The sequence below is a fragment of the Nocardioides palaemonis genome (genome assembly GCF_018275325.1).
In the GTDB taxonomy this organism is placed as follows: Bacteria; Actinomycetota; Actinomycetes; order Propionibacteriales; family Nocardioidaceae; genus Nocardioides; species Nocardioides palaemonis.
Genome location: NZ_JAGVQR010000001.1, coordinates 396,161 through 421,970, shown reverse-complemented (window position 1 = coordinate 421,970; position 25,810 = coordinate 396,161). Strand labels below are relative to the sequence as shown.

Below are 25,810 nucleotides of genomic sequence, written 5' to 3'. Positions count from 1 at the left end.
GACCGTAGCGGTGCGCCCGCCGTCGTGGTGGGCGCACCGACGAGTCCGGCTCAGCGAGCGGTGAAGATGGCGCGGTAGCGCCAGCTGCCGTCGTTGCTGGTGACCACCGGCGCCCCGGTGACCCGGCCGCCGGCGAAGGGCGCCGAGCGGAGCGCACCGTCGGCCGAGGAGCCGTAGAGGAGACGCCCGCCGGCCAGGGTCATCCCGGCGACCCGGGAGAGGTCGACCCCGCCGTTGTCGCCGATGAAGTCCTGGGCCCCCACCACCGAGCTCTCCGGCGTGAAGTACCGGTAGTGCAGGCGGCTGTCGCCGAAGACGGTGTAGTAGATCCGGTGGGTGCCGGTGTCGTAGGCCATCCCGGTGAGGTTGGAGATCGCGAAGGGGATCCGCTCGCCGGTGTCGGGGTCGTCGTAGAGGTTGACGACCTGCTGGGCGCCCGTCGCGCCGGTGGTGGCGTTGAACGTGCGGCGGTAGAGCCGGCCGTCCGGGAGGCCGTAGAAGACCGAGCCGTTGACGACGAAGGCCCCGCGCACGGTCGACCAGTCGAGCGACGTGTTGGCGGTCGTCGCGGGTCCGGTCGGGGCGGCGGAGGCGTCGACGCCGCGGCGCAGCAGCACGCCGGCGGTGCCGGTGCCCGCGGGCACGTCGGCGTCGAGGACCTCGATGGCGTTGATGAGCGGGTTCTCGACGACGGCGCGCAGGTCGATGTCGAGCCCGTCGCCGTCGCTGGTGACCGCGAGCGAGCGCATCGTGCCGGTCTTGTTGCCGGCCGCCGCGACGATGTCGAAGTCGTCGAGGCGGGTCACGCCGTCGACGAGCACGTCGAAGACCCGCTGGCCGACCTGCGCGGTGCCGTCGTACTGGTTGGCGAAGTAGAGCCGCACGGTCAGGTGCCGGCCGGCCGCGACCGGGAAGTTCCAGTCCTGCGGCGCCCACCGCTCGGCGGCGAAGAGGTCGGCGGGCGTCCCGGCCGGGACCGTCGCGTCACGCGGGACGGTGGCGCCCCAGTCGGCGACGTTGCCGCCGCTGACGAAGCCGTCGGCGGTCGTCCAGTCGGGGCCGCCGTCGCCGGCCTGGACCGCCGGCCCGGCCGCGTCGACCCGGTAGAGCACGTTGCCGGCCGCGCCGGACGTGCGCTGGGCCAGGAACAGGTCGTTGGGGAGGGCGGCGGGAGCCACGCTCGGGACCTGCGTGCCACCGGCGAGCGGCATGAACGCCAGGCGGCCCCGCTGGACGCCGCCGATGCGGGTGGTGTCGCTGCCGACCCACAGCCCCTGGGCGGTGGCGAACAGCGCCTGGGCGCCGACGCCACGCGCGCGGCCCGGGTTCCACGACAGCGGCAGGCCGTTGACCGGGTCGAGGGCGGCGATGCCCTCCCGCGGCACCGCACCCGGGCCGGCCTGGTCGCCCTGGAAGGGGTTGTTCTGCCAGCGCATGTGGCCGCCGACGTAGACCGCGCTGCCGGTCACGGCGACGCCGTAGGTCGTGTCGCCGCCGGTGTAGTCCGACCACGCCGGGTCGTTGCCGGTGCTGGCGGTGTCCCACCGGGTGACGGTGTCGCACATGGTGCCGCTGGCGGCACCGCCGGCGAAGGCGCCGGTGGCCGACACCACGAAGAAGTCGCCGCCGGGCGAGAAGTCGACGTCGCGGGTGAAGGTGTCGAAGACGCTCGCGCAGCTGTTGTGGGCGCGGTCGTAGCGGTTGGTGGCCCACGACGCGACGGAGGCCGTCGAGCCGCTGGTGTCGAGCAGGGCCACCTGCACGCGCGGCAGCCCGCCCACGGTCGCGAAGTTGCCGACGGCGGCCAGGCGCGAGCCGTCCGGCGAGACGTCGAAGCGGGTGATGTTGGTGGTCCCGCCGCCTCCGTTCGCGGGGTCGTAGACACCGGTGAACGGCACGTTGACCCCGGCGAGCGTGGCGCCCGTGGTCGGGTCGACGGCCGCCAGCGCCGCGCGTGCCGACGTCGTCCCGGACGCCACGGAGGTGAAGGAGCCGCCGAGGTAGACCCGGCCGTTGCTGTAGACGACCTCGTTGACCGGCTTGTTGGGCACCGACCGGAAGCCGCTGACGACGGCGCCCGAGGCGGTCAGCTTGACCACCCGCTTGATCGCGGTGTTGCCGCCCACGGACGTGAACGCGCCGCCGACCCACACGCTGGTGCCGTCGGTCGTCACCGAGTTGGCCGCGCCACCGAGGTTGGGGTTGAAGGCCGGGTCGATCACGCCGGTCGTCGCGTCGAAGGCGAAGACCCGGTTGCGGACCAGGTCGTCGGCGGTGCTGGAGAAGGTGCTGGCCGGGCTGACACGGGTGAAGGTGCCGACCACCACGACCGTGTTGCCGACCTGCGTGATCCCGGTGACGGCGCCGTTCATGACGTGCGGGGTGGTCGTCACCGGGCGCGCGGCGACGATCCGGTCTCCGTGGTCGGCGTTGACCGCGAGCGCCGGCGCCGCGGCGACTGCGGCGAGGGCGAGCGACGAGGCTGCGAGCCCCGCGCAGAAGGTGGTCCGGGTGGTGCCCATGCCGTGCTCCGGGTTCCCGCGCCGTGGGGGGGTCGGTGCGAGTCCGGCGCGTACGGCTCGCCGGGTGACCGTAGGCGCGCCCCCGCCCCGGACGAGCCATGCTTCCCGACCACCACCGATTTCAGGTACTCGGCCGGGCCGTGCGGGGCGGTGGCCGTGCCACGATGACGCGATGAAGCTGCTGCTGACCTCGGGGGGCGTCACCAACGCCAGCATCCGCTCCGCGCTCGTCGACCTGCTGGGCAAGCCCGTCGAGGAGGCCACAGCGCTGGCGATCCCGTCCGCGCAGTGGGGCCACCCGATGTGCGGCCCGGAGTCCCTGCGCGCGTTCGTGACCGACCGGACGCCTCCCACGATGACCGGCCTCGGGTGGGCGTCGGTGGGGGTGCTGGAGCTGACCGCCCTGCCGACGATCGACCCGGCGCGGTGGGTGCCGTGGGTGGAGGCGGCCGACGTGCTGCTCGTCGACGGCGGGGAGGCGGTCTACCTCGCCCACTGGGTCCGCGAGTCGGGCCTGCTCGACGTCCTCCCGCGGCTGGAGGACACGGTGTGGGTGGGCGTCAGCGCCGGCAGCATGGTGATGACACCGCGCATCGGCGAGCTCTTCGTGGAGTGGCGGCCCGATGAGCCGGACACCGCGCTGGGGCTGGTCGACTTCTCGGTCTTCCCGCACCTCGGCCTCTTCCCCGGCAACACCCTCGAGGCCGCCCGGGAGTGGGCCGCCGGGCTCGGCAACCCGGGCTACGTCCTCGACGAGCAGTCGGCGGTCGTCGTCGACGGCGACCGCGTGGAGGTCGTCTCGGAGGGCGAGTGGCACCTGCTCGGGGCCGGCCCGGTCACTCCCGCCTGACCCCCGCGCGGAGGCGTACGACCTGGTCGGCGACGTCGCGCAGCTGCGGGTCGTGGCTGGCCACGACCACCGTCGTCCCCTCCCGCGCCAGCGACACGACCCGGTCGACCACGACCGCGGCGTGCTCCTCGTCCTGGTGGCTGGTGGGCTCGTCCAGCACCGCCAGCACGGGACCCAGCACGGCGGCGCGGGCCAGGGCGACGCGCTGCTGCTCGCCCCGCGAGACCTGACCGCCGAGCCGTCCGGCGAGGTGGGCCACGTCGAGCGACTCGAGCAGGTCCATCGGCTCGGGCAGCCCCCGCACCCAGCAGGGCAGCCAGACGTTCTCGGCGACGGTGAGCTCCTCGGCGAGCCCGAGGCGCTGCGGCATCAGCCCGATCCGCGCCCAGTCGTGGAGGCGGTGGGCCTCCTGCCCGTCGACCAGCACCGTGCCGCCGTCGGGCGCCTCGAGGCCGGCGAGGAGCTGGCAGAGGGTCGACTTCCCCGATCCCGAGCGGCCCTCCACGACCACGACCTCACCGTGCGCGGCCGAGAACGACACCCCGTCGAGCACCGGGCGGCCGCCGGCCCGGTGGGCGTGGGTGACGTCGCGCGCCTCCACCACCGCCTGGGCGCTCACGACCGCTCACCACCCGTGTCGGCAGGGCCGGTCCGGTCCGGGGGCTCGAGCACCACGCGGTCCCCCTCCACCCGGACCACGGCGCGCTGGTCCGGGAACAGCGTGAGTGCCGCCGGGGGGAGCTGGAGCCGCCCGGCCCGGTCGATCGCCGCATGCACGGTCGCGCCGACCGCCTGCTCGGTGCCGAGCACGCCGTGGCGGAGCCCGACCACGCGGTCGCTGGCGGCGACGGCGTCGGGGTCGTGGGTGGCGACCACCACGGCGCTGCCGGAGCGCGCCGCGTCGCGCAGCGCGGCGAGCGCGAGCGCGGCGGTGTCCTCGTCGAGCTCGGCGGTCGGCTCGTCGCAGAGGACCAGCGGCGGCGACCCGATGCAGGCGCAGCCCACCGCGACCCGCTGCTGCTCGCCGCCGGACAGCCGCGAGGCGCGTACGTCCGCGACCTCCTCGAGCCCGAGCCGGCGCAGGAGGGTGCCCACCTCCGCGCGCGGCGCCCCGCGCCAGCGGGCGGCCTGCTCGAGGTTCTGCGCGGCGCTCAGGTGCGGGAAGAGCCCGTCGGTGGGGCGCTGGGGCGCCCACGTGACGCCCGTGCGGGCCAGCCGCCGCCGGTCGCGGCCCGACAGCGAGGCGACGTCGTGGCCGAGGACCGTGACCGTGCCGCCGTCGGGACGGTCGCGCATGGCCAGCAGCGCGAGCAGGGTGGACTTCCCGCTGCCGGACGGACCGGTCAGCGCGGTCACGCTGTGCGAGGAGAACGACGCGTCCACCCCGCGCAGCGCGGCCACCTCGCCGGTCGAGCCCGGGTAGAGGCGCACCAGCCCGAGGCAGCGAGCGACCTCGACCGGGTCGGGCGGGCTCGTGTCAGTCCTCACCGCGCAGCACCTCCGCCCCGCTGCGGTCCGACGCGACGAGGAGCGAGGACCCCACCGCCACGGCCAGCGACGTCGCCAGCCAGCCCGCTGCGGTCCACCAGGCGACCGCCGGCAGCTCGAGCGCCGCGTCGGGCAGTCCGCCGTCGCCCGGCTCGAGCAGCACCGGGCCGAGGGGCCGCACGGCCAGCACCGCGACGACCGCGACGGCGAGGCAGACCGCCACGACGACCACGACCTCCAGGACGCGGGCACGTGCCGGCGCGCCCGCCCGCGCACCGACGAGGGCCAGCACCCGGTCGGCGGCAGGCGCCCGCCGCGCGGCGCGCACGGCGCCGAGCGCGACCGCGGCCACCCCGAGCAGGCCCAGCAGGGCCCCGAGCCCGACCTGGTAGCGACGCGACTCGGTGGCGGCGACCCACGCAGGAGCGGCGCGTGCCTGGTCGACCGAACCCACGAGGTCGGGCTCGACCTCGGCCGCGCTGAGGACCGCGAGCGGGTCGGTGCCCGGAGCGGCCCAGAGGTCGGTGCGGAACTCCCGGGTGTCGACGAACTGGGCCTGGGGCGACGGCCGGAGGCGCGGGTCGTCGTTGCCGCCCTCGCCGAGGAACGCCCCCGCGTCGACCACGAGGGTCGCCGGACCGGCGCCCACCCCGGGGAACGCGTCGGGCGCGGCGACGACCTGGACGATGACGGGGAAGAACCGGGTGTCGAGGGTGAGCACCGAGCCGACCTCGACGTCCAGGGACCCCACGTCCCCGACCAGCAGCGCCGGCACCGGACCGCCGTCGCTCGCGAGGTCGGGGAGCAGCGCCCTGCTGTCGTCGACGGGCCCGCCCGGAGCGCCCCAGTCGGCCGCGTCGACGAGGCTGTCCGGGTCGATCGCCATCACCTCGAGGCGCAGCCCGGTCGTGCCCACCACCGGGCGGGTGCGCCAGACCGTGCTGAGCCCGTCGGGCAGCGGTGGGACGCGTGCGTCGGGGACGTCGTCGGGATCCGGGGGCCGACCGAGCTCGCCCGGCTCGGCCTGCACCGGGGCGTCGGGGTCGAGGACCCAGGACGCGGGGACCCGGTGCACCGTGTCGGCTCCGACGGCCACCGCCGCCCGGTCGGCCAGGGTGTCGTCGAGCGAGGCGAGCGCGGCCACCGAGAAGACGAGCAGCCCGAGCCCGGTGGCGGCCACGGTCGTCGTCAGCTCCCGGGCGGCGTCCGGAGCGCCCAGCCGACGCCGGGCCAGCCACGGCGCCAGGCCGGTTCTGCCCGGCCGGCGTCCTCGGCCCGCACGGGTGCGGAGCAGGGCGTACGCGACGCGTGTGCCGACGGCGACGACCGCCGCGACGACGAGCGACGGGACCAGCAGGTCGAGCGGCCCGAGCGGGTCGGACGTCGCGGCCGGTCGGGTCAGCAGGCCGGTGGTGGCGGCTGCTGCGGCCACCACCAGCACGACCCGCCACGGGGCCCGGGCGGGCGGGTGGCCGGACAGGCGCCGCGCGCCGCTCCACGCGACGACGGCGGCCCCTCCCGCCGCGACCACCAGTCCCGCCGCGACGGCGCCGACGGCCCACACGGCGGATTCCCGGATCGCCGCGGCGGACGGGACGATCCCCGGCACCGCCAGCCCCACGAGGCGCCGGGCGAGCCACCACCCGGCGAGCCCACCGACGACCGCGGCCGGCAGCAGCTCGACGGCGTGGAGCAGGCCGGTCGAGGCGGGGTGCCGGCCGGTCCCGGCCGCGAGCGCCACCTCCCGCCGCCGCCGCGCCAGCGCGAGGCCGGTCGCCGCCAGCACCAGCACGAGGGCGAGGGCGAGCCCGGCGCGCGTCGTGACGGCCGTGCCCCTGCGCGTGGCCGCGGCCAGCTCGTCGGCGTCGCCCACGACCTGCTCGATCCCGGACGCCAGCCCCGGCCGGACGGAGGCCGGGAGGTCGTCGAGGTCACGGCGACCGGCCAGCACCTGGCGGACGTCACGCACCTCCTGCGCGGTGGTTCTCATGGGGGCGAGGCGCGGACGGTCGGCGACCGGCGCGAGCTGGGCCGACCAGAGCAGGTCGTCGCCGATGGCGGTCGCCAGCGCGCCGACCGTGTCGAGGTCGGCCACGGCGAGGTGGGCCCGCAGCGTCTCGAGGTCGCTGTCGGTGGGGAACCCCTCGTCGGCCAGCTCCCGCCAGAGCCGGGAGCCGGCCGGCGAGACGGGCGTACGTCCGTCCCCGGCGACCTCGTAGGTCCCGGCCACGGGCACCGCGACTGCCTTCGGAGCGTCGTCGATGCCGGCCACGCGCACCCGGACCTCGTCCCCGGCGGCGACCCCGAGCTCGGCCGCCACCGGCGCGGGCAACCACAGGCCGTCGCCCGTGGGGGCGGCACCTCCCGTCGGCACCACCGCGGACGCCGGGTCGGCCACGGCGAAGAGGCGTACGGCCGCGCGCCCCCGCGCGGTCCGCAGCTGGGGCCCGACCGGGCCGTAGAGCAGCCGGGGGTGCAGCTCGGGGGAGATCGACTGGGCCGTCACCCGGGGCGGCCCCAGGCCCGGGATCGCGTCCAGGTCTGCCACCGCCGCGTCCCACACCGGCACGCCGGGGCCGACGGCGGCGTTGAGCCGCACCACCGCCCGCTGGTTGGCCGGCGCCCTGTCGGGCACGGCCGCGAGGACGGTGCGCAGCGCACCGTCGCCCACGGCCTCGTCGTGCAGGGGTCCCGCGGCGGCCGTCAGGCCCACGACAGCGAGGATCACGACCATCAGCGACAGCCCGGCCGGGTCGCGCAGCAGCCGCCCCGGGGCCGCCCGCCACAGCGGCGTGCCCGCGCGACCGGTCAGACGCGGGCGCAGCGACATCGGACGGTCTCCTCGCAGCGGCGCGCGAGCGGGAGCGCGCACGCTGCCGAAGAAACCAGCAGCGTCGCCGCCGTGTCAACACCCGTCGCCGGTCGGCGACGGGTGTGTGCTGCGCGAGGGTCAGGCGGGCGTCGTCGGCAGCTCGTCCGGCGCGTGCAGGTCCTGCTCCGGACCGGCCATCGCGGTGGCGACGTACTGCTGCAGCACCTGGATGCTGAACGGCTTGGCGATGAAGCCGGAGGCGCCCGACGCGAAGGCGCGCGAGCGGGTCTCCTCGTCGGTGTAGGCGGTCACCACGAGGATCGGGATCTCGGCGAGGTGGGGCACGGCGCGCAGCTCGACGCACAGCTCGCCGCCGTCCATCGACGGCATGCTCCAGTCGAGCAGCGCGAGCTCGATCTCCGGGCGGCGCGTGGCGAAGTCCAGGGCGGCGTGCGGGTCGTCGAAGGTCCAGGCGGTGTGGCCGGCGCGGCGGACGCACATGGCCACGAGCTCACGGATGTCGTCCTCGTCGTCGACCACCAGGATCTCTGCCACTGTGCACCTGCTCTCGCTCGGTCGAACGCCTGCCCCGTCCCGCGGTGACGGGACACCCGAGATCGGTGTCGAGGCTAGGCCCTGCGACACCTCCAGGGAGGCGGTCGGGGCAAAGATGGGACCTCCGGGCGTCGGCATAGTCCGGACGGACTAGGCGGGGTGGTCCCGGTGACTTCCTGTCGACCTGTCCTCACGTGTCCGGGGTGGCGACGCCCGCGTCGTACACGTGTCCGAGTTCTCGCCCCCGAGCTGGTGGATGCCGGGCGACAGGTCGGACACGTGTGCCGGCCCCTTCGCCCGAGCACGCCGGACCAGCCGCTCGGCCCGGCGCCGGACGCACGAGCGCCCGTCGCCTGGGATCCAGGCGACGGGCGCTCGAGGGTGGTGGAGCTGAGGGGATTCGAACCCCTGACCTTCTCATTGCGAACGAGACGCGCTACCAACTGCGCCACAGCCCCATCGCGTCCGAGGACGCGGGATGAAAGATACACGAGCCGCCCGAGGCCGGCCCAATCGACCCGTGGGTCAGGCGCCGGAGGCCCGGCGGCGCTCCTCGGACTCCCGCGCCGAGCGCGCGGACTCCTCGGCCGAGCGGGCCAGGGCGGAGTCCTCGTCGCTGCGACCGCTCGACCACACGCCGGTGGAGTCGAGGTCGATGGTGGAGACCGTGCGGCGCTGGGCGGCCGGCTTGGAGACGTAGGTCGGGAGGGTCGTGGGCACCATCTCCCAGCCGCCGACGACCGGGATCTCGCCGGTGGTGACGGCGGGCGCCTCGGCGACGGCCGCGGCCGGGACCTCGGCCACGGCGACCACGTGCTCGCCGGTCGACTCCGTCTCCTCGGCGCCCTGCTCGACCGGGGCGGCCGGGGCGGCCTCGGCCGGGACGCCGACCTCGATCGCGGAGCGGGTCGGGTGGGCGGCGCGGTGGGCGCGCTCGCGGCGCACCGACACCCGGCAGGCGACCAGCCAGGCCACCAGGAGCCCGGCGGGCACCGCGGTCCATGGCCAGGCGACGACCGCGCCGACCGCGAGGCCGACGACGACGGCGTTGGCGAGCAGCAGCACGGCGAGGACGTTGCGGCGACGCTTCGCGGCGCGGCGCGCGGCTGCGCGCTCGGCCTGCGGCGACGGCGTACGACGCACGGCGGGGGCGGCGGGCGACGCCGCGACCTCGACCGGCTCGGGGGCCACGCGGGCCTTGGTCTCGACCGGCGGACGGAGGGCGGCCCGGATCGGCGCGACGACGAGGCGGGCGTTGCGGCGGTCGACGGGCTCCCGGCGCGCGAGCACGCGCATCGTGTGGGAGAACTTCTCGACCGAGCGGCTGCGGACGACCTCGTCGTGGTGCTTGAGGGCCTTGGGGATCAGGTAGACGGCCCACGCGACGGCGAGGGCCACGAAGATCAGCGCGCTCAGGTCCACGCACGAAGCCTAGGAGCGCGGAGCACGAGCGGGGCGGATGTCAAGTGGTGTGTCGCAGAACTACTGGTGTGACTACTGGTGTGACTGGTGCGCCCCCAGCCGCACCTCGACGCCTGCCGGCGCCTCCTCGCGGGTCACCGCGAAGATCCGGTGGTCGCGCCAGGCTCCGTCGATGTGCAGGAAGAGCGGCGCGAACCCCACCTCCATCAGGCCGAGCTTCTCCACCACCCGCAGCGAGCTGGTGTTCTCCGGGCGGATGCAGATCTCCACGCGGTGCAGCCCGACCGGGCCGAGGCAGTGGTCGATCACCATCGCGACCGCGCGCGGCGCGATCCCGCGCCCGGCGACGTCGGCGCTCACCCAGTAGCCGATGGACGCCCACTGCGCCGATCCGCGGGCGACGTTGCTGACCGTGACCTGGCCGACGAAGCGGCCGCCGACCTCGATCACGAACGGCAGGCAGCGCCCCTGCGCGGCCTGGTGGAGCAGGGACCGCACCACCACGCGGTACGACGACGGGCGCGGCTCGGCGCCCGGCGGCACCGTCGCGTCCCAGGGGCTCAGCCACTCGTGGTTGCGGGTGCGGACCTCCTGCCACGTGCGGGCGTCGCCGCGGCGCAGCGCGCGCACCACGACGCCGTGGGACTCCAGACGAGCGGGCCAGCCGGGTGCGGTCATGTGCTCTCAGTCGCCTCGAGTCGGTGAGTGGCAGGTCAGTGGTCGCTGCCGACGACCTGCTCGACCGCGTGGCGCACCACCGGGTCGAGCACGCCGAGGCCGTCCTTCACGCCGCCGCGCGAGCCGGGCAGGTTGACCACGAGGCAGTCGCCGACGATGCCGGCGGTGCCCCGCGACAGCATCGCGGTCGGGACGCCCTTCGCGACACCCGCCGCGCGGATCGCCTCGGCGATCCCGGGGACCTCACGGTCCAGGAGCGGTCGGGTCGCCTCGGGCGTACGGTCGGTGGGGGTCAGTCCGGTGCCACCCGTGGTGAGCACGAGCCGCGCGCCTGCGGCGACGGCCGCGGCGACCGCCTCGCGCACCGGGTCGCCGTCGGGGACGACCGCCGGTTCGTCGCACGCGAAGCCGCGCTCGCGCAGCCAGGCGACGATCAGCGGGCCGGTCTCGTCGGCGTAGACGCCGGACGCGGCGCGGTTGGACGCCACGACGACGGCGGCGGGCAGGCTCACCGACTCGCTCGCCGGCTCGCTCACCGGCTCCATGGCCCCGACTTCCCGCCGGTCTTGGTCTCGACCCGTACGTCGGTGATGACCGCGGCCTTGTCGACCGCCTTGACCATGTCGACGACCGTGAGCGCTGCCACGGTGACGGCCGTCAGCGCCTCCATCTCGACCCCGGTGCGGTCGGTGGTGCGGACAGTGGCGGTGATGTCCACGGACGTGTCGGTGACCGCGAGGTCGACCTCGACCCCGGACACCGCGAGCGGGTGGCACAGCGGGATCAGCGACGGCGTCTGCTTGGCGCCCATGATCCCGGCGATCCGCGCCACCGCGAGCGCGTCGCCCTTCGGCACGCCCTCGCCGCGCAGCAGCCCGACCACGGCCTCGCTGACCAGCACGCGACCGGACGCGGAGGCCGTACGCGCGGTGACGGCCTTGTCGGACACGTCGACCATCCGGGCGGCCCCGGACTCGTCGACGTGGGTGAGCCGGTCCGGCCCGGCCGGGACGTGGGCGGTCATCAGAACTCCTGGTCGAGGCGGCGGACCTGCACCATCTCACCGGCCGCCACCGACGTCACGTCCGCCGCGACCTCGATCAGGCAGTTGGCGGTGGCGAGGTCACCGATCAGGTGCGACCCGTGGCCGCCGACCGGCGAGACGAACGCGCCACCGCGGTCGGTGTCGTAGAGCCCGCGCACCAGCTGCACCTTGCCGTCGGGCGAGGAGATGCCGTGGGTGAGGCGGGCGCGGGCCGTCGGGCGGGTGTAGGGCAGCTTGCCCATCATCCGGCGGATCGCGGGGAGCACGAACATCTCGAACGAGACGTAGGAGGAGACCGGGTTGCCCGGGAGGGTGAACACCGGGGTGTCGTCCTCGCCGATCGTGCCGAAGCCCTGCGGCTTGCCGGGTTGCATCCCGACCCCGCCGAACCACATCGAGCCGTGGTGCGACAGCGACTCCTTCACCACGTCGAAGTCGCCCTCGCTGACGCCGCCGCTGGTGACGACGAGGTCGGCCCGGACCAGCTGGTCGCTGAGCGCCTCGGTGAAGGCGTGCGTCTCGTCGGGCACGATGCCGACGCGGTAGGCGATCGCGCCGGCCGCGCGTGCGGCCGCCGCGAGGAGGTAGGAGTTGCCGTCGTAGATCGAGTCGCGGCCCAGCGGCGTGCCGGGATCGCGGAGCTCGGAGCCGGTGGAGATCACCACGACCCGCGGACGGGGCCGGGTGACGACGGTCGAGCGGCCGACGGCGGCCAGCATCCCGAGGTGGCGCGGGCCGAGGACGGTGCCCTCCTCGAGCAGCATGTCGCCCTCGGTGATGTCGTCGCCGGTGGGCCGGATGTGCTGGCCCGGCGCCGCGGCCCGCTCGATCCGCACCGACGCGACGCCGCGGTCCGTCCACTCGTAGGGCACGACGGTGGTGGCGCCGGTCGGGATCGGCGCGCCGGTCATGATCTTCACGGCCGTGCCGGGTGACAGCGCCAGGATCGAGGACTGCCCGGCGCCGATCTCGCCGACGACCGGCAGCACGACCGGCTCCTCGGGCGAGGCGGAGGCGACGTCCTCGGCGACCACGGCGTAGCCGTCCATCGACGAGTTGTCGAAGCTGGGCAAGGAGATCGGCGCGACGACGTCCTCGGCCAGCGCGAGGCCCATCGCCTCCATCAGTGGCTGGGGGAAGGCGGGCAGGGGCGAGACGGTGGCGAGGATGCGCTCGACGTAGTCGGCGACCGGCAGCAGGTCAGGCATCGGCGTCCTGGTCGTCGAGGACGGTGCCGCCCTCGATCCGCCGGGCCGAGGAGGAGCTCAGTGCGACCTCGCCCACGACGCGTACGCCCTTGCCGAAGGTCCAGTCGCCCTTCACGGTCAGCGCGTCGGCCTCCCGCAGCGAGGGCGCGCCCTCGGGGAAGCGCTTGTCGAAGTCGCCGACCAGCTTGTAGAAGTCGCCGTCGAGCGCGACGTACGGCACGTCGTCGGCCGCCTGGTCGAGGACGAAGTCCTTGCCGAGGTCGTAGACGTCGGAGCGCAGCACCAGCAGGTCGTCGGTGGTCTTCACCGGGACGAACCGGTCACGGCCGACCTCGATGGTGCGGGCTCCCTCGAAGACCTCGATCGCCGCGCCCATCGCGGTCTCGACCTGGATCACCTCGGGGGTCGAGGGGTCGCTCGGGTCGAGGTGCTTGACGTTGCGGATCAGCGGCAGGCCGAGGATGCCGCCGCGCGCGTCGAGCGCGTCGACCATCGCCTGCACGTCGAACCACAGGTTGTTGGTCGAGGTGAAGACGTGGCGGTCGAGGTCGGCCAGCGCCTCCTTGTCGGCGTCGAGGGTCTGCGCGGACTCGCGCAGCACGATCCGGCCGTCGGCCTTGCGGCGGGCGAAGTGGCCGCCCTTGCGGTCCGACGGCGTGCGGCGGACCGCCTCGATCGCGAACGGCGCGCCGCTCTGGGCGAACCAGCCGGCGACCTTGGCGTCGGGCACCGCGCCGAGGTTGTCGGAGTTGGAGACGAAGACGTAGCGGTAGCCGGCGTCGAGCAGCCGGGCGAGCAGCCCGGTGCCGCGCAGCGCGGTGTAGATGTCGCCGTGCCCGGGCGGGCACCACTCGAGGTCGGGGTTCTTCGGGTACGCCGCCGGCACCAGGTCGGCGGCGAGCAGCTTGGGCTCCTTGTTCTGCAGGAACTCCAGCGGCAGGCCGTCGACGGCGAGGTCGTCGTAGCGGGCCAGCGCCTCCATGGTGTCGGCGGAGGTGCGGAAGGAGTTCATGAACAGCAGCGGCAACGTGGCGTCGTACTCCTTGCGGAGATGGAGCACCTGGCGGGCGATGATGTCGAGGAAGCTCAGGCCGCGGCGCACGCACAGCAGCGACTTGGCGCGCTCCATGCCCATCGACGTGCCGAGCCCGCCGTTGAGCTTGATCACCGCCGTGTGCCGGATCGCCTCCGCGGCGACGTCGTCGGGCACCTCGACGTCGGCGAGCGCCTCCATGTCGAGCGGGTCGATGGTGTCCTCGGCGATCATGCCGGTCTCGCCGTGCTCGAGGAGCCGGTAGTAGTGCGCGAACGTGTCGATCGCGACCTCGTCGACCCCGGCCTGGCGCATCTTCTCGCGCGCGAGGTCCAGGCCGTGTGCGGTGCCCTTGCTTGCCATGCTTCGATCGTAGGCTGCTCGGGTGGGCACGTCAGCGGGCGGGGACAGGTCGATCGCGAAGACGGCGCTGCGCGACCAGTTGCAGGCCGCGCGCCGGCGTCGTCCGTTGGAGGCCGCAGCGCTGCACGTGGAGGCCCTCACCCGGGGCGCGCTGGCGTGGGAGCCGGTCCGTCGCGCGGCCACCGTCGCGGCCTACGTCTCGGTGGGCAGCGAGCCCGGCACCGGCCTGCTGCTCGACGCGCTCGAGGCCGCCGGCAAGCGGGTCCTGCTGCCGGTGGTGCTGCCGGGCCTCGACCTCGACTGGGCGGCGTACGCCGGTCGCGACTCGCTCGCGCCCGCGGTGCGCGGGCTGCTCGAGCCGACCGGCCCCCGGCTCGGTCGCGACGCGATCGCGGGCGCCGACGTGGTCCTCGTCCCCGGCACCGCGGTGTCGTCCACCGGCGCCCGGCTCGGCCAGGGCGGCGGCTGCTACGACCGCGCGCTCCCCCGCGTCCTGCCCGGCACCCCCGTCGCCGTCGTCCTCTTCGACGACGAGGTCGGCCTCGACGTGCCCGCCGACGACCACGACGTGCGGGTGGGGTTCGCGCTGACGTCGGCGGGGGTCGTCACCCTCGGTGGTTGAGGTGCGAGCGCAGCGAGCCTCGAAACCACACCCCGCGAGGTCTCGAGGCTCGTCGCTGGCGCTCCTCGCACCTCGACCGACGAGTGCCACGCCACCGACCGCTCAGACCCTCGGTGGTTGAGGTGCGAGCGCAGCGAGCCTCGAAACCACACCCCCGTCAGTCCGAGGCCGCGGGCTTCAGCACCAGCCGGTCCTCGGTCGCCGCGTCGACGGCGTCGCGGGAGAACGCCCACGGCAGGGTGCGGCCGGCGACGTAGAGCTCGGTCTGGTCGGAGTAGTGCGACGAGGCGGGGTGGCCGGAGACGCCGGTGAGGTTGATCCAGCGCGAGTCGTCGAAGTCGGCGAGCGACACGACCATCCGCATCGACGGGGCTGCGGTGACGTCGTAGCCGTCGACGGCGTTCCACGAGGTGGCGTCGACGATCGACGACCCGCCGCCGACCTCCCAGCCGTCGCGGTTGAACAGCCGCTCGACGAGCCCGACGCCCGACTCGCCGAGGGTCGCGTTGTGCAGGTCCATGTGGTGCAGCCGGCCCCACTCCCACAGCCGTACGTCGCGCGACTGGCGCCGGGTGAGCTCGTCGCGCGCGTCGAGCATCGCCTGCCGCAGGATGTCGTCGCGGGTCTCGACCTCGTCGGTGTCCGTGTCGTCCCACCACGGCCCGGCCGGGTCCTGGAGCATCCGGCTGACCACGAGGAACCACCGGTCGCCGCCGTCGGGCCAGGTGCGCTGGCGCAGGTCGTCGTGGAACGTCAGCTCGAGCAGGTTGCGCCACACGACGTTGAAGTACGCCGCGGGCGCGCTGTCGGCGGGTGAGGTGAGGTCCCAGTCGCGCAGCAGGTCCTGCGCGTTGCGGTAGTAGCCGAAGGGCAGCTCGACGTCGAGCAGGTAGGGCACGAGCGTCTCGGCCATCGGGTTGGCGGTGTCGAGCTGGAGCGCGGACATCTCCGACACCGACAGCTCGCCCTCCGCGACCAGCTCGTCGCGGATCCGGGTCGAGCGGTAGCCGTAGTCCCAGTCCTCGGTGAGGAGGTAGGGGTAGTCCTCGCCGATGACCGCCTGGTTGGCGGTGGCGATGAAGCCCTCCTCCGGGTCGAGCACGCTCGGCAGGCCGTCGAACGGGACGTACTCCCCCGTCCAGTCGTTGGCGCTGACCCAGCCCTCGACCGGCATCGTGCCGTCGTTGCCGGCCGGCCGGATCGGGACCCGACCGGGCGCCTGGTAGCCGATGTGGCCCTCGCGGTCGGCGTAGACCAGGTTCTGCGCCGGCACAGAGAAGTCGGCGGCGGCGGCGCGGAACTCGTCCCAGTCCGACGCCCGGTTGAGCTCGAGGATCGCGTCGGCCGTGGGCGCCGGTTGGAGCGCGGTCCACGCGAGCGCGACGGCGTAGCCGCTGCCGCGGTCGCCGGGCTCGTCGGTGGGGGCGTTGGCACCGACCGTGGCGAACTCCGACGACACGTCGCTGATCAGCGGCCCGTGCACGGTCTCGCGGACCCGGAGCTCGACGTCGTCGGCGCCGCGGACCTCGATGGTCTCGGTGCGGACCTGCATCGGCTCCGACGCGCCGTCGCGGACGTAGGCGTCGTCACCGTCGGTCTGCTCGAGGAACAGGTCGGTCACGTCGGGGCCGAGGTTGGTGAAGCCCCAGGCGATGTCGGCGTTGTGGCCGATGATCACGCCGGGGACGCCGGAGAAGGTGAAGCCGGAGGTGTCGAGGGTGCAGTCCGCGCTGCGCTCGCGGCAGTGCAGCCCCATCTGCATCCAGATGCCCGGCTGGCTGATGCCGAGGTGCGGGTCGTTGGCGAGCAGCGGCATCCCGGTGGCGCTGTGGTCGCCGTCGACGACCCAGGAGTTGCTGCCGATGCCGCGCCCGGAGCCGAGCAGGGCCGGCATCGCGTCGACGCGCTCCTGCACGCGCTCGAGCGCCTCCACGACGCGCGGCGGGTACGCCGGACGGCGGGGGTTGCGGGTCGCGTTGCCGCTGGCGTTCTGCTCGAAGACGCCGTCGACCACACCACCGCCGGACACGATCGGCGGGTGCTCGTCGAACGGGTAGGAGGGCCAGAGCGAGTCGATCTCGGCCTGGGTGTGGTCGAGGGAGAGCAGCACCCGGTCGACCTCGGCGTCCATGTTGCCGCGCAGGTCCCACGCCATCGCCTTGAGCCAGGCCAGCGAGTCGACCGGCTGCCACTCCTCGGGCGTGTAGTCGAGGCCGGTGAGGCCGAGGACGGCGTACTCCGCGGACAGCTCGGAGGGGCTGCGCTCGGCGAGGTAGGCGTTGACGCCCTCGGCGTAGGCGGTGAGCGCGTCGCGGGTCGCCGGGGCGAGCAGCGCCCACTCCCGCTCGGCGACGCGGCGCCAGCCCATCGTGCGGATGAACCGGTCGGTCTCGAGGGTGTCCTCGCCGAACAGCTCGGAGAGTCGGCCGGCGGTGACGTGGCGCCGGAAGTCCATCTCGAAGAACCGCTCCTGGGCGTGGACGTAGCCCTGGGCGCGCATGAGGTCCGCGTCGGTGTCGGCGTAGACCTGCGGGATGCCGTTGGCGTCGCGGAGCACCTCGACCTGGGCACCGAGGCCCGGCAGCTCGGCCTCGCCGCTGGCCTGCGGCAGCGGGCGACGGACCACCACGAGCGCGGTGGCGGCGAGGGCCAGCAGCACGACGGCGAGCCCGAGGGCGGTCCACGCGGTCCAGCGCACCGCCCGCGGCGCGCGACGGAACGCCTGCCACCGCGACCGCCGGCCCGGGTCGTCGGCGGCGGGAGTCGGGTCGGGGGCGGGGGTGGGTGCCTGCTCGCTCATCGTCCGACCCATTGTGCCGTACCATTGGCAGTCGAAGGGCCAGAGTGCCAGCGCGTCGCGCCGGCCCTGCCCGATCGCCGAAGCACCCACGGCGGGCCTCCCGCCGGACTGACCTGAGGACCACGATGCCGACCTACCAGTACGCCTGCACCGAGTGCGGCCACTCCTTCGAGCAGTTCCAGAGCTTCAGCGAGGACGCGCTCACCGTCTGCCCGGAGTGCGACGGCAAGCTCCGCAAGCTGTTCAACGCGGTCGGCGTGGTCTTCAAGGGCTCGGGCTTCTACCGCACCGACAGCCGCTCCGCCTCCTCGTCCTCGACCCCGGCCTCGTCGAGCGGGTCGTCGGACAGCTCCTCCTCGTCGAGCTCGTCGTCCTCGTCCTCGTCGAGCTCCTCGTCGTCGAGCACGTCGTCCTCCTCGTCCTCGTCCTCGGCGGCCTCCAGCTGACCCCTGTGGAGAGCGCCCGCGCGCCACGGGCGATCCGGCCTACCGTCGCCGGATGCTCCCGGGACTCCCGCCGGCCCGCCGCCGGCTGCGCGCCGTACGCCACCAGCTCCGTCGGCGCCGACGGCTGATCGCCGCTGCCCTGGCCGCCACGGCCGTCGCCTCGGGCCTCCATGCGCTCGCACCGCCCCCGTCCCCCAGCGTCGCGGTGCTCGTCGCCGCGCGCGACCTGCCCGCAGGGACGACGCTCGCGACCGACGACCTGGTGGCGCGCGAGTTCCCGGAGGCGCTCGTCCCGTCGGGCGCTGTGCGCGCGGGCGCCGGGCGGGTGCTCGCCGCTCCCCTGTCGTCGGGCGAGGTGCTCACGGACGCGCGGGTGGTCGGCCCCGGCCTCGCCGAGGCCCAGCCCGGCGAGACGGTGCTGCCGGTGCGGCTGCCCGACCCCGGCATGGCCGCACTGCTGCGCCCCGGCGACGAGGTCGACCTGGTCGCCACCGATCCCGGCACCGGGGAGTCGCGCGTGGTCGCCCGCGACGTCCGCGTCCTGACCGGCACCGCGGACGTCCCCGAGGCGCCGACCGGCCAGGGCGGCGCGCTCGTGGTGGTCGGGCTGTCCGCGGCCGAGGCCGTCAGCGTGACGTCCGCGTCGCTGGCACAGTTCCTGACGGTGTCGTGGAGCCGCTAGCGTGAGCGCGTCGGGCTCGCCTCGGGCCCCGGTGCGCTGACACGAGAGGGAGACACCGCATGACCGGCTTCAAGAACTTCATCCTCCGCGGCAACCTGGTCGAGCTGGCCGTCGCGGTCATCATCGGCACGTCGTTCGCCGCGGTCGTCACGGCCTTCACCGAGATGCTGCTGTCCGCCATCGGGCGTGTGACGAACGGCTCCGAGGTCAACTTCGACACCCTCAAGCCAGGCGGCGTCCTCGTCGGCCCGTTCCTCACCGCGCTGGTCGCGTTCCTCATCCTGGCCGCGGTCGTCTACTTCTTCGTGGTCGTGCCCTACACCAAGGCCAAGGACCGCTTCTTCCCCGCCGAGCCCGCCGGCACCCCCGCCGACGTCGCGCTGCTCGAGGAGATCCGCGACCTGCTCAAGGCGCAGGGCGGCACCACCCCCACCGCCTGACCCGGCCACACGACGTACGCACGCAGCGGCCCGCGCCCGTCGGGGTGCGGGCCGTTCGCGCACGCCCCCGCTGTCTGAGGACGCCCTGCAGCCCCGGGGACCCTGCAGCGCTGCACCACGTCCTCAGATGCCCCGAAGATGGGGCGGGCCGTCAGCCGTGGTGCGGGGGGACCTGGTCGCGGTACCAGTCGTCGCCCTTGCCAGAGCCCGACGACCCCGACGGCCCGCGGTCGTCGCTGGTCTGCTCAGGCAGGCTCTCGCCGAAGACGGCCGCGAGGCGGCGCCGACGCTTCCACTCCGGCTCGGGCGCCGGTCGCTCCGCGTCGGGAGCGGACCGGTCGTCCTCAGCGGGAGGGGTCACGCACACACCCCGAAGATCTGGTCCTCCGGCGCCGTGGTCTCGGTGGGCGTCGTGGGCGTCGGGGTCTCCGACGTGGTCTCGCTGGGGGTCTCCGAGGGGGTCTCGCTCGGGGTCTCGCTCGGGGTCTCGGAGGGAGTCTGGCTCGGTGACTCGGAGCCGCCCGCGGACGGCGACGGCGACTCCGAGCCAGCCGGCGGCGCCGCGCTCACCGAGGTGCCCTTGAGCAGGCGCGCCGGAAGCTCCTTGTCCTCGTTGATCAGCTTCCAGATCTGCTCGGCCTCGGGCGTCCAGTAGACCTTGCCCCAGAACTCGGAGTCGCGCGTGAAGTAGGCGGTCGGCAGCGTGACGAAGTGGACCTTGTCGAGCCCGATGCTCTGCAGCTGCATCGCGACCTTGCCGAGGCGGGTGACCGAGTCGAACTCGGAGTCCGTGGTCAGGCCCTTGGTGGCGGCGTCGAGGAACTTCACGACCTTGTCGAGCCGAGTGAGGGTGCCCGCGGACTTCACCTGGCGCACGAGCGCCCCGATGAACTCCTGCTGGCGGCGGATGCGGGAGATGTCGTTCTGCTGCAGCTGGTCCCCGACGTACCGGGCGCGGACGTAGTCGAGCGCCTCGTCGCCGGTGAGGGTCGACGGGTTCCCCTTGGGCACGAAGATCTGGTGCGGCTTGTCGACGATGTCCTCGGGCACGCACACGTCGACACCACCGACGGCGTCGACCATCGAGCCGAAGCTGGCGAAGTCGACGACGATGAAGTGCTCGACGTGGATCCCCGTCATCTCCTCGAGCTGGCGGAGCGTGCAGGTGGGTCCGCCGATGCTGTAGGCGGCGTTCCACATCACGTCGGTCTCCGCGGGCGAGTCGCAGCCGTCCTCGGGGCGGTCGACGATGGAGTCGCGCGGGATCGAGACGGCGTACGCCCGGGACCGGTCGGCGGAGAGGTGCACCAGGATGCTGGTGTCGGACCCGCCTCCACCCTCGGAGTCGATGCCGCAGCCGTCGCAGTCGCGGGAGTCGGAGCCCATCACGAGGATGTCGAGCGGCTGGCCGTTGCCGGTGTAGACCTCCTCGGGGCGGTCCCCGAGGTCGCTGGTGTCGATGCTCTCGATGTTGCCGTTGAGGTGGCGCACGAAGTAGATGGTGCTGAGTCCGGTCACGAGCGCGAGCACGACGGCGCTGATCAGGATGACCCGTCCGACGGTGTGCTTGCGGGCTGCCTTGCCCCGGCGCTTGGGTGCGGAGTCGGTCGACTCCGGGCGCGACTCATCGGACACGGGGCTCACCTTGATGCTCGAGTGACAGGACTGACCGCACCCGAACCTACTTCACGAAGGCAACTCCGACCCCCTCCACGGCGTGGCGGATCACGCGCGGATGTGCTGCGGGTCAGCCCCGGCGGGCCTCCAGCAACCCGATGAACTCGTCGGCCATCGCGAGCTGGGACACCAGGCGCTCGCGCCGCGCCGCGGCGTCCTCGCCGACCGCCCCGAGCCGCTCGCGGGCAGCCTCGCGCTCCCCCGGCGTCGGCTCGGCGGCGTCGAGCAGCTCGATGTCGGCCATCACCGCCTTCATCTCCTCGATGCTGAAGCCGAGCGGCTTCATCCGGCGGATGACGAGGATCTTGTCGACGTCGTCCTCGGTGTAGAGCCGGAAGCCGCCGTCCGTGCGGCCCGACGGGCGGAGCAGCCCGACCTCCTCCCAGTGGCGCAGGCTGCGCAGGGAGAGATCGGTGCGCGCGGCGACCTCGCCGATGTGCATCGTCGCCTGCTCGGTCATGCGCTGCTCCTCGATTCCAACCCTACCCTCACGTAAGGGTAGGGTTCTGCCACGTGCCTGCTGCTGCCCCATCGTCCCTGACGCCCGCGCCCGACGACACGTCGGTGCTCGCTGCGCTCCGCTCGCCCGCCCGCCTGCGCACCGAGGCGCTGGCCGGCCTCGTGGTCGCGCTCGCCCTGATCCCGGAGGCGATCTCGTTCTCGATCATCGCCGGGGTGGACCCGCGGGTCGGGCTGTTCGCGTCGTTCACGATGGCCGTCGCGATCGCGTTCCTCGGCGGGCGGCCGGCGATGATCTCGGCGGCGACCGGCGCGGTCGCGCTGGTCGTCGCACCGGTCGTGCGCGAGCACGGCCTGGACTTCCTGGTCGCCACCGTGCTGCTCGGCGGCGCGATCCAGGTCGCGCTGGGCCTGCTCGGCGTGGCCCGGCTGATGCGATTCGTCCCGCGCCAGGTGATGGTCGGCTTCGTCAACGCGCTGGCGATCCTGATCTTCCTCGCCCAGCTGCCGCACCTCGTGGACGTCCCGTGGGCGGTCTACCCGATGGTGGCAGTCGGGATCGCGGTCATCGTCGGCCTCCCCCGCCTCACCACCGCCGTGCCCTCGCCCCTGGTCGCGATCGTCGTGCTCACGGCGTACGCCCTCGCCACCGGGACGGGCGTCCCCGACGTCGGGGACGAGGGTCGCCTGCCCGACAGCCTCCCGACGCTCGGGCTGCCGGGCGTGCCGTGGACGCTCGAGACGCTGCGGATCATCGCGCCCTACGCGGTCGCGATGGCGCTCGTCGGCCTGCTCGAGTCGCTGCTCACCGCCAAGCTGGTCGACGACATCACCGACACGCCGTCCGACAAGACGCGCGAGGCGTGGGGCCAGGGCGGCGCCAACCTCGTCACCGGTCTCTTCGGCGGCATGGGCGGCTGCGCGATGATCGGCCAGACGATGATCAACGTGAAGGCGTCCGGCGCCCGCACCCGGCTCTCGACCTTCCTCGCCGGCACCTTCCTGCTCGTGCTCGTGGTCGGCTTCGGCGACGTCGTGGCGCTGATCCCGATGGCCGCGCTGGTCGCGGTGATGGTGATGGTGTCGGTCGGCACCTTCGACTGGCACTCGGTCCGCCCTGCGACGCTGCGCCGGATGCCGCGCTCCGAGACGACCGTCATGCTCGTCACGGTCGTGGTCACGGTCGCCACCCACAACCTCGCCATCGGCGTCGGCGTGGGCGTGCTGACCGCGATGACCCTCTTCGCCCGCCGCGTCGCCCACGTCACCGACGTGCGGCGCGAGCTGGTCGAGGACGCGGACGGCTCGGTGACCGCGGTCTACCGCGTCACCGGCGAGCTGTTCTTCGCCTCCAGCAACGACCTCTACACGCAGTTCGACTACGCCCACGACCCCGACCGCGTGGCGATCGACCTGTCCGCCGCCCACGTGTGGGACGCCTCGACCGTCGCGGCGCTCGACGCGATCACCACGAAGTACGCCCGCCGCGGCGCCCACGTGGAGATCACCGGCCTCGACCCGGCCAGCGCCGAGCGCCACGCCCGGCTCTCAGGCTCGCTCCCCGCGCACTGACGCACGACCCGGGCGCACCTCGTGGCAGGATGCTCCCGCCGTGCGCGCACGGCACCCGCCCCAGTAGCTCAGTGGATAGAGCAGCCGCCTCCTAAGCGAAAGGTCGCAAGTTCGACTCTTGCCTGGGGCACCACACGGCGATCCCCCACCCAGGTGGTCCGGATCTCGACCGTGCCTTTCTGCCACGTCACGCGTTGTTCCCCCGTAGGTTGACGACACGAGGGACGCCGAGGCTCGGGACCCACGGCGGAGAGTGGGGCGGGATGCGGATCTCGACGTGGGTGTGGCTGCTGCCCAGCGCGCTCTACGTCGTGCTGACCTGCGTCGGCAGCGTCCTGCTCCAGCCAGCCGCCCTGCCGGGGTGGGCCGTGGCCGCCGCCCTGGCCTCGACGCTGGCCGCCGCCGTGGTGGCCGGGCACGGCGAGCGGACCGGTCGGCACGGGGCCGGATGGGTCGTCCTCGTGCTCCTTCTCGTGGCGGCCGCGTGCGTGCACGGCTTCGACGGCGCCGCCATCGGCTCGTCGCTCCTGCTGACCGGCATGCCGGCCGGGTGGACCGCGTTCGAGCGCGGCGCCCGCGGCGCGGCGGCCGGTGCCGTCGGGATCTGGACCGTTGCCGCCACGCCGTACGTGTCCGGTCAGGGCCACGACCGCGACACCCTCCAGCGCTGGGACGACGTGGTCGCGGGCATCGGGCTCACCGCGATGGTCCTCCTGACCTGGTACGTCGGCCGTGTGCTGCGGCAGGCCCAGTCCGACCTGGTCCAGCGCTCGCGCAGCCTCGAGCGCGAGGCCGCGACCACCCGCGCGATCTTCGAGTCGGTCGACGTGGCGCTCGCGGTCTTCCTGCCCGGTGACCACGTGCTCGTCAACGCCCCCGCAGCGGGGCTGGGCCACGGGCTGGTGGTCCAGCCGGCCACGGCGCGGCAGCAGGCGACAGCGTCGCAGTTCGAGGTCGTCGACGCCGACGGGGTCACGGTCACGGCGCCCGCCGCGCAGGCGGTGCTGCGCGCGCAGCGCGGCGAGGAGTTCTCGGGGCTGGTCCAGTGGACCGGGCCGCGGGAGGCCCGGCGCGCGATGGTCTGCAGCTCGCGGCGGATCCGGCTGGAGGGCACGTGCGAGGAGGGGAGCGTGGGGACGGTGTTCGTCGCCTGGGACGCGTCCGAGAGCCTCGACGCCGCCCGGGTGCGCGACGAGTTCCTCGGCACGCTCACCCACGAGCTGCGCACGCCGCTGACGGCCATCGTCGGCTACCTCGACCTGCACGACGAGCTCGACCTCGGCTCGTCGGACGGCGCCGCGCACACCTACCTCGACGGCGTACGCCGCAACGTGCGCGCGCTCGCCGACCACATCGAGGACCTGCTCCTCACCGCCCGGCCGGAGGCGCTCAGCACCGGGCTCGTCGACGTGGCTGCGCTCGCCCGGTCCGCGGTCGACGCGGCCGCCGAGCGCGCGCGGACCGCAGGGCTCGACCTGACGCTCGACGGGCCGGCGACCATGGCGGCCTTCGCCAACGACGTGGCCGTGCGCCAGGTGCTCGACCACCTCATCGACAACGCGCTCACCTACACCGAGAGCGGCGGCGTGCGGGTCGACGTCGCGCGGTGCGCCGTGCCGTTCGGCGGGGACGCCGACGCAGGGCCCGGCTTCACCGTGTCGGTGACCGACACCGGGATCGGGATGACCGAGCACGAGCTGGCCCGGGTCTTCGACCGGTTCTACCGCACCGAGGCAGCCGTCCAGCGGGTCCTGCCGGGGCTGGGCATGGGCCTCGCCGTCACCAAGCAGCTCGTCGCCGCCCACGGCGGCACCATCACCGCGCAGAGCACCCCGGGCGCGGGCTCGCGCTTCCAGGTCACGATCCCGCCGCTGCCGCCCGAGGCGTCCGCCACCTGAGCCGGTCGGGCCGCCGCCGTCCTCAGTCGACGACGGTGAACGTGATCCCCGCCGCCTGCAGGCGGGCGAGCAGCGCGTCGCCCATCGCGACCGCCGGCGTCACCTGGCCGGCGGTCTGCGGGGTGTCGTCGAGCGCGAGGCACATCGCCGCCTCGGCGAGCATCTTGGCCGTCTCGGTGTAGCCCGGGTCGCCGCCCGCCACCCGCGTGCGGACCGTGCGGTCGCCCGCCTCGCCGACGAAGTCGACGGTGAACCACGACTTCTCCCGGCGGGACGCGTCGGGTCCCGACCCCTGCGGCACCTTGCCCTTCAGGAAGTCACGCAGCGGGCCCACCTGCGCCGCGAGCGACAGCGCGCCGACGCCCACGGCCCCGCCGGCGGCGTACCGCAGGGTCTTGGTGCCGGCGAAGTGCGAGTACCGGAACCGCGGGCCGTACGCCTCGAGCGCGGCGCCGCTGCGGGCGACCACGATCGGGTCGATGGTCGGCAGCGGGAGCAGCCAGTAGCCCAGGACCGGGTCGCGGTGCGGGCGGCCGCCGACCGAGCGCGACGAGCGCCCGTCGTCCGGGCGCCCCTCGGCGCGGCGACGGGCGGCGTAGGTGCGCTTCATGTCACGCGCCCGGGCGAACTGGTCGAGGGCGGAGTGGAACGTGCCGCCGGAGAACGTGCCGGCGGAGCGGACCACGCCGCGCAGCGTGATCGGCTCGTCGGACGGCAGCTGCTGGACGGTGAAGTACGCCCCGAGGTCGTGCGGCACGGAGTCGAAGCCGCAGGCGTGCACGAGGCGGGCGCCGGTGCGCTCGGCGGTGCGGTGGTGCTCGAGGTACATCCGGTCGACGAACTCCGGCTCGCCGGTGAGGTCGAGGTAGTCGGTGCCGGCCTCGGCGCACGCGGCGACCAGCGGCGCACCGTGCTGGAGGTAGGGACCGACGGTGCTCACGACGACGCGGGCGCGGCGCGCGACGTCGGCCAGCGCGGCGTCGTCGGTGGAGTCCGCGACCAGCACCTCGACGTCGACCCCGAGCCGCTCGCGCACGGCCTCGAGCTTGTCGGGGTTGCGCCCGGCGATGGCCCAGCGCAGGCCCTCGGGCGCGTGGGCGGCGAGGTAGTCGGCGGTGAGGCCCCCGGTGAACCCGGTGGCGCCGAAGAGCACCACGTCGAAGGGGCGGTCCGGGGTGCGGGGCTCGCTCATCGCGCCATCGTGCCACGCGGAACCACGCCCCCGGCCGCCCCGTCCC

The 25,810-nt window shown here is 74.3% G+C and carries 23 protein-coding genes and 2 tRNA genes; 8 read left to right on the top strand and 17 right to left on the bottom strand.

Annotated features, from left to right (window positions below; all coding sequences use genetic code 11):
- Nucleotides 1–50 precede the first annotated feature (50 nt).
- On the bottom strand, nucleotides 51–2,522 hold the full coding sequence (locus KDN32_RS02045; protein WP_211730456.1) for a malectin domain-containing carbohydrate-binding protein: 2,472 nt from the start codon (nucleotides 2,520–2,522) through the stop codon (nucleotides 51–53).
- Between the two features lie 172 nt (nucleotides 2,523–2,694).
- On the opposite strand from KDN32_RS02045, the gene KDN32_RS02040 reads away from it, so the two are divergent.
- Nucleotides 2,695–3,372 (top strand): Type 1 glutamine amidotransferase-like domain-containing protein, encoded by a 678-nt coding sequence (locus tag KDN32_RS02040; RefSeq protein WP_211730455.1) that lies wholly within the window; start codon nucleotides 2,695–2,697, stop codon nucleotides 3,370–3,372.
- Here the strand turns inward: KDN32_RS02040 and KDN32_RS02035 are convergent.
- From KDN32_RS02035 to KDN32_RS01985, 11 genes are all read right to left on the bottom strand, one after another.
- Nucleotides 3,359–3,991 carry an ABC transporter ATP-binding protein gene (locus KDN32_RS02035; protein WP_211730454.1) on the bottom strand — a complete coding sequence of 211 codons (633 nt, stop codon included), beginning with the start codon at nucleotides 3,989–3,991 and terminating at the stop codon, nucleotides 3,359–3,361. The genes KDN32_RS02040 and KDN32_RS02035 overlap by 14 nt on opposite strands.
- Nucleotides 3,988–4,860 carry an ABC transporter ATP-binding protein gene (locus KDN32_RS02030; RefSeq protein WP_211730453.1) on the bottom strand — a complete coding sequence of 291 codons (873 nt, stop codon included), beginning with the start codon at nucleotides 4,858–4,860 and terminating at the stop codon, nucleotides 3,988–3,990. The genes KDN32_RS02035 and KDN32_RS02030 overlap by 4 nt, the downstream gene beginning before the upstream one ends.
- Entirely contained in the window at nucleotides 4,850–7,690 is a 2,841-nt protein-coding gene (locus KDN32_RS02025) for an amino acid adenylation domain-containing protein (RefSeq protein ID WP_211730452.1), read from the bottom strand. Before KDN32_RS02025 ends, KDN32_RS02030 begins: the two co-directional genes overlap by 11 nt.
- 120 nt (nucleotides 7,691–7,810) lie before the next feature.
- Nucleotides 7,811–8,227: a response regulator gene (locus KDN32_RS02020; protein WP_211730451.1), complete on the bottom strand. Its 417-nt coding sequence runs from the start codon at nucleotides 8,225–8,227 to the stop codon at nucleotides 7,811–7,813.
- Nucleotides 8,228–8,609: 382 nt separating this feature from the next.
- Nucleotides 8,610–8,685 (bottom strand) — tRNA-Ala (locus KDN32_RS02015).
- A 67-nt stretch (nucleotides 8,686–8,752) separates the two neighbouring features.
- Nucleotides 8,753–9,649, bottom strand: coding sequence for a divisome protein SepX/GlpR (sepX, locus tag KDN32_RS02010; protein ID WP_211730450.1), 897 nt, complete (start codon nucleotides 9,647–9,649; stop codon nucleotides 8,753–8,755).
- 72 nt (nucleotides 9,650–9,721) lie between these two features.
- Nucleotides 9,722–10,327, bottom strand: coding sequence for a GNAT family N-acetyltransferase (locus tag KDN32_RS02005; protein ID WP_211730449.1), 606 nt, complete (start codon nucleotides 10,325–10,327; stop codon nucleotides 9,722–9,724).
- A gap of 35 nt (nucleotides 10,328–10,362) precedes the next feature.
- The gene (locus KDN32_RS02000; RefSeq protein WP_211730448.1) at nucleotides 10,363–10,872 is read right to left on the bottom strand and encodes a MogA/MoaB family molybdenum cofactor biosynthesis protein; all 510 of its coding nucleotides are present in this window, start codon (nucleotides 10,870–10,872) and stop codon (nucleotides 10,363–10,365) included.
- Nucleotides 10,860–11,351 (bottom strand): cyclic pyranopterin monophosphate synthase MoaC, encoded by a 492-nt coding sequence (moaC, locus tag KDN32_RS01995; RefSeq protein ID WP_211730447.1) that lies wholly within the window; start codon nucleotides 11,349–11,351, stop codon nucleotides 10,860–10,862. The genes KDN32_RS02000 and moaC overlap by 13 nt, the downstream gene beginning before the upstream one ends.
- Nucleotides 11,351–12,580, bottom strand: coding sequence for a molybdotransferase-like divisome protein Glp (glp, locus tag KDN32_RS01990; protein WP_211730446.1), 1,230 nt, complete (start codon nucleotides 12,578–12,580; stop codon nucleotides 11,351–11,353). The genes moaC and glp overlap by 1 nt, the downstream gene beginning before the upstream one ends.
- The gene (locus KDN32_RS01985) at nucleotides 12,573–13,976 is read right to left on the bottom strand and encodes a UTP--glucose-1-phosphate uridylyltransferase (RefSeq protein WP_211730445.1); all 1,404 of its coding nucleotides are present in this window, start codon (nucleotides 13,974–13,976) and stop codon (nucleotides 12,573–12,575) included. Before KDN32_RS01985 ends, glp begins: the two co-directional genes overlap by 8 nt.
- Nucleotides 13,977–13,998: 22 nt before the next feature.
- On the opposite strand from KDN32_RS01985, the gene KDN32_RS01980 reads away from it, so the two are divergent.
- The gene (locus KDN32_RS01980) at nucleotides 13,999–14,598 is read left to right on the top strand and encodes a 5-formyltetrahydrofolate cyclo-ligase (protein ID WP_307853616.1); all 600 of its coding nucleotides are present in this window, start codon (nucleotides 13,999–14,001) and stop codon (nucleotides 14,596–14,598) included.
- Nucleotides 14,599–14,755: 157 nt separating this feature from the next.
- On the opposite strand, the gene KDN32_RS01975 is transcribed toward KDN32_RS01980, so the two are convergent.
- Nucleotides 14,756–17,398: a penicillin acylase family protein gene (locus tag KDN32_RS01975; protein WP_211730444.1), complete on the bottom strand. Its 2,643-nt coding sequence runs from the start codon at nucleotides 17,396–17,398 to the stop codon at nucleotides 14,756–14,758.
- Between the two features lie 125 nt (nucleotides 17,399–17,523).
- Here KDN32_RS01975 and KDN32_RS01970 point away from each other — a divergent pair, with 125 nt between their 5' ends.
- From KDN32_RS01970 to KDN32_RS01960, 3 genes are read left to right on the top strand one after another with little or no spacing between them, the layout of a single operon-like run.
- Nucleotides 17,524–17,844, top strand: coding sequence for an FmdB family zinc ribbon protein (locus tag KDN32_RS01970; RefSeq protein WP_211730443.1), 321 nt, complete (start codon nucleotides 17,524–17,526; stop codon nucleotides 17,842–17,844).
- A 52-nt stretch (nucleotides 17,845–17,896) separates the two neighbouring features.
- On the top strand, nucleotides 17,897–18,526 hold the full coding sequence (locus KDN32_RS01965; RefSeq protein ID WP_211730442.1) for an SAF domain-containing protein: 630 nt from the start codon (nucleotides 17,897–17,899) through the stop codon (nucleotides 18,524–18,526).
- Nucleotides 18,527–18,585: 59 nt separating this feature from the next.
- Nucleotides 18,586–18,966, top strand: a complete 381-nt coding sequence (locus KDN32_RS01960; RefSeq protein ID WP_211730441.1) for an MscL family protein — start codon at nucleotides 18,586–18,588, stop codon at nucleotides 18,964–18,966.
- Between the two features lie 151 nt (nucleotides 18,967–19,117).
- Here KDN32_RS01960 and KDN32_RS01955 read toward each other — a convergent pair whose 3' ends face one another.
- The 3 genes from KDN32_RS01955 to KDN32_RS01945 form a co-directional block, all read right to left on the bottom strand.
- Nucleotides 19,118–19,327 (bottom strand): hypothetical protein, encoded by a 210-nt coding sequence (locus tag KDN32_RS01955; protein WP_211730440.1) that lies wholly within the window; start codon nucleotides 19,325–19,327, stop codon nucleotides 19,118–19,120.
- A complete protein-coding gene (locus KDN32_RS01950) occupies nucleotides 19,324–20,601 on the bottom strand; it encodes an LCP family protein (RefSeq protein ID WP_307853615.1) in 1,278 nt (425 codons plus the stop codon). Before KDN32_RS01950 ends, KDN32_RS01955 begins: the two co-directional genes overlap by 4 nt.
- Nucleotides 20,602–20,713: 112 nt before the next feature.
- Nucleotides 20,714–21,103 (bottom strand): MerR family transcriptional regulator, encoded by a 390-nt coding sequence (locus KDN32_RS01945; RefSeq protein ID WP_211730438.1) that lies wholly within the window; start codon nucleotides 21,101–21,103, stop codon nucleotides 20,714–20,716.
- 53 nt (nucleotides 21,104–21,156) lie between these two features.
- On the opposite strand from KDN32_RS01945, the gene KDN32_RS01940 reads away from it, so the two are divergent.
- The 3 genes from KDN32_RS01940 to KDN32_RS01930 all read left to right on the top strand — a co-directional run bounded on the left by KDN32_RS01940 (nucleotide 21,157) and on the right by KDN32_RS01930 (nucleotide 24,572).
- Nucleotides 21,157–22,674 carry a SulP family inorganic anion transporter gene (locus tag KDN32_RS01940; protein ID WP_211730437.1) on the top strand — a complete coding sequence of 506 codons (1,518 nt, stop codon included), beginning with the start codon at nucleotides 21,157–21,159 and terminating at the stop codon, nucleotides 22,672–22,674.
- Nucleotides 22,675–22,731: 57 nt separating this feature from the next.
- Nucleotides 22,732–22,807: transfer RNA gene (locus tag KDN32_RS01935), tRNA-Arg, on the top strand.
- Nucleotides 22,808–22,937: 130 nt separating this feature from the next.
- Nucleotides 22,938–24,572 carry a sensor histidine kinase gene (locus KDN32_RS01930; protein WP_211730436.1) on the top strand — a complete coding sequence of 545 codons (1,635 nt, stop codon included), beginning with the start codon at nucleotides 22,938–22,940 and terminating at the stop codon, nucleotides 24,570–24,572.
- A 22-nt stretch (nucleotides 24,573–24,594) separates the two neighbouring features.
- Here the strand turns inward: KDN32_RS01930 and KDN32_RS01925 are convergent, their stop codons facing one another.
- Nucleotides 24,595–25,764: a saccharopine dehydrogenase family protein gene (locus tag KDN32_RS01925; RefSeq protein WP_211730435.1), complete on the bottom strand. Its 1,170-nt coding sequence runs from the start codon at nucleotides 25,762–25,764 to the stop codon at nucleotides 24,595–24,597.
- Nucleotides 25,765–25,810: the final 46 nt, after the last annotated feature.